Source organism: Streptomyces sp. LS1784 (assembly GCF_020103755.1).
Lineage (GTDB): Bacteria > Actinomycetota > Actinomycetes > Streptomycetales > Streptomycetaceae > Kitasatospora.
In genome coordinates this window covers 1-2,678 of sequence record NZ_JAHSQD010000830.1, presented here as the reverse complement: position 1 = coordinate 2,678, position 2,678 = coordinate 1, and the positions used below count along the sequence as shown (strand labels likewise).

Below are 2,678 nucleotides of genomic sequence, written 5' to 3'. Positions count from 1 at the left end.
GGGGCCGGCTCAGGCCGGCCCCTGCCGCGCCGCCCGCTGCTCCCGCCGCTCCCGCCGCGCCGCCCAAGGCCCCGGCCGGGAAGGGCGGCGGCAAGGCCAAGGGCAAGGAGACGGAGAAGGGCGCGCCCGCCCACAAGCCCTCCCCGCTGATCCTGCTCTCCTGCGGCCTGCTGGTCGGCGGCGCGGTCTCCGGCTTCTTCCCGGCCATGCTGGCGGGCTGGGGCCTCGGCTACCTGTCCCGTCAGATCTCCGAACTGATGCGCAAGTTCGTGATCCTCGGCATCCCGCTGATCACGATGAGCGCGACCACCCTCTACTCCATGCGGCAGGCCAAGCAGGCCGGCGGGCAGGGCGGCGGCCTCCAGTCGGGCTCGCCGCTGGGGCAGATCAGCTGGTCGGCCGCCCCGAACGTGCTGCGGCTGTCCGCCGTGCTGTCGGCGGTGGTCCTGCTGTTGCTCGCCATGCGCCGCCGCCCGCCGCAGCAGGACTGAGCCGGGGCCGGTCCGACGGCCTTTCCCGTGAGGGCCTGTTCGCGGCTCGGTGGCCGGAGCAGTGCGCGACGGTGCGCGTGCTGCGTGGTGCCCGTGTCAGTCGTCGGCGAGGTGGACGAGGCGGCGGAAGGTCTCCGGGTCGCCGAGGTGGCCGACGATCCACTCGGCGACGGTGGCGCGGGTGGCGGTGCCGGCGCGGGGAAGCGGCCGGTCGTACGAGACCTGGGGGCCCGCGGACGGCGGTCCGTCCTTGAGCATCGGCACCCGGACGACCGTCCAGGCGGTGTCGGACCCGGCGAGCACCGTCTCCATCCGGGCCAGGTCGTGGTGGATCTCCCGGTACAGCCGGTCGACCACCAGCCTGGTCACCACTCGCTGGGCGAAGGGGAGTCGACCGGTGTCCAGGCCGGCCGAACTCATCGTCACCAGGTGCCGGGCGCCGCCGGCCCGCACGGCGGCGGTCAGCTCCCGGGCGCCGTCGGAGAAGACGGTGGTGGCCCGGCGGCCGGTGGTGCCGAGGGCGGCGACGACGGCGTCCTGGCCGTTCAGCGGTTCGTGCAGGGAGCCGGGCCGGCTGACGTCGGCCCGGGCGGTGAGCGGGGTTCCGTGCGCGAAGTGCGGTAGCCGGGCGGGGTCGCGGGCGACGGCGGTGACGGTGTGTCCGGCCGTCAGTGCGAGGTCGACCACCAGGCGGCCGGTGCGTCCGGTGGCGCCCACGACTGCGATCCTCATCGGTTCCTCCTTGGGAGTGCCGGGACTCGGGCGGTGCTTGTCATTCATTCAGACGGGCTGTATGAATGAAATCAAGTGAACCACAGCACACCGTGAGAGCAAGTCCAAAGGAGCGATGGGACATGGGAGTTCGGCAGGTTCGGTACCCCGACCTGGACGGCCGGGTGGTCGTGATCGCCGGCGGCAGCCGTGGCATCGGCGCGGAGACCGCCCGCGCCTTCGGCCGGCAGGGCGCGGCCGTCGCCGTCCTCGGCCGGGACGAGGCGGCGCTGACGGAGGTGGCCGAGCAGGTGCGGGCGGAGGGGGTCCGGGCGCTCGGGCTGGTCGCCGACTGCACGGACGCGACGGCGCTCGGCTCCGCCGCCGCCCGGATCGAGCGGGACCTCGGCCCGGTCGGCGTTCTGGCCGCCTTCGCCGGCGGCGACGGCTACCCGGTGCCGACCGTCCGCGAGACCGAGGAGCACTGGCGGGCCGTGCTGGACGGCAACCTCACCGCCACCTTCCTCACCGTCCAGGCCTTCCTGCCCGGTCTGCTGGCCCGCGGCAGCGGTTCGATCGTCACCATGGCCTCCACGGCGGGCCGGCTGCCCAGCGGCGCGTCCGCCGCGTACGCCACGGCCAAGGCGGGCGTGCTGATGTTCACCCGGCACCTCGCCCAGGAGGTCGCCGGTGAGGGCGTCCGGGTCAACGCCATCGCGCCGGGCGCCGTCCGCACCGAGCGGACCGCCGCTCAGATGCCGCCCGAGGTGCAGGCCAAGGTCGCCGCCGCGCACCCGCTGGGCCGCCTCGGCGAGCCGGGGGACGTCGCCTCGGCCGCGCTCTTCCTGGCCTCCGACGCGTCCTCCTGGATCACCGGGCAGACCCTGGACGTCAGCGGCGGGCGGATCATGCTCTGAGCGGCGGGGCCGGCTGCCCCGTCGAACGCCCGGGGCCGGGCCGGGCGCGGTGAACCGATCGGCGATACTGCCAGTTCGCGCGGAACGAGTGGAGGCGAGCGGGATGAGCCCCCGGTCCTACCGGATGGGACAGCGGCAGGCAGAGGTCGACGAGACCCGTGCCCGGATCGTCGCGGCTGCCCGCGCGCACCTGGCCGAGACCGGCGGGGTCTCGCTGGACGCGGTCGCCCGCCGCGCGGACGTCGCCCGGGCGACCGTCTACTACCAGTTCGGCTCCAAGGCGGGCCTGCTGGAGGCGGTCTGCGACGCCCTCGCCGCACAGGGCGGCATGGCCCGGCTCGCCGAGGCCTTCACCCTGGCCGACCCCTGGGCGGCGGTCGACCGCTTCGTCGAGGTGATGGGCGGCTTCTGGGCGGTCGACCGGGTCTGCACCCGCCGCCTGCGGGCCCTCGCCGCGCTCGACGAGGAGGTCGGCCGGGTCATCGCCGACCGCGACGCCCGCCGCCGCGAGGGCGCGGCGGTCCTCTCCGGCCGCCTGCCCTCCGCCCCGCCGGACGCG

General features: G+C 75.5%; 3 protein-coding genes and 1 pseudogene. 3 read left to right on the top strand and 1 reads right to left on the bottom strand.

Annotated elements, in window-relative coordinates; genetic code table 11:
• Nucleotides 1–491 (top strand): annotated as a pseudogene (locus KS423_RS43045) (hypothetical protein); the annotation flags it as partial.
• Nucleotides 492–587: 96 nt separating this feature from the next.
• On the opposite strand, the gene KS423_RS43040 reads toward KS423_RS43045, so the two are convergent.
• Nucleotides 588–1,223, bottom strand: coding sequence for an NAD(P)-dependent oxidoreductase (locus KS423_RS43040; protein ID WP_224285141.1), 636 nt, complete (start codon nt 1,221–1,223; stop codon nt 588–590).
• A gap of 122 nt (nt 1,224–1,345) precedes the next feature.
• On the opposite strand from KS423_RS43040, the gene KS423_RS43035 reads away from it, so the two are divergent.
• Nucleotides 1,346–2,119, top strand: a complete 774-nt coding sequence (locus KS423_RS43035) for an SDR family NAD(P)-dependent oxidoreductase (RefSeq protein WP_224285140.1) — start codon at nt 1,346–1,348, stop codon at nt 2,117–2,119.
• Nucleotides 2,120–2,222: 103 nt separating this feature from the next.
• A partial coding sequence (locus KS423_RS43030) for a TetR/AcrR family transcriptional regulator (protein WP_224285139.1) occupies nt 2,223–2,678 on the top strand: 456 nt, incomplete at its 3' end.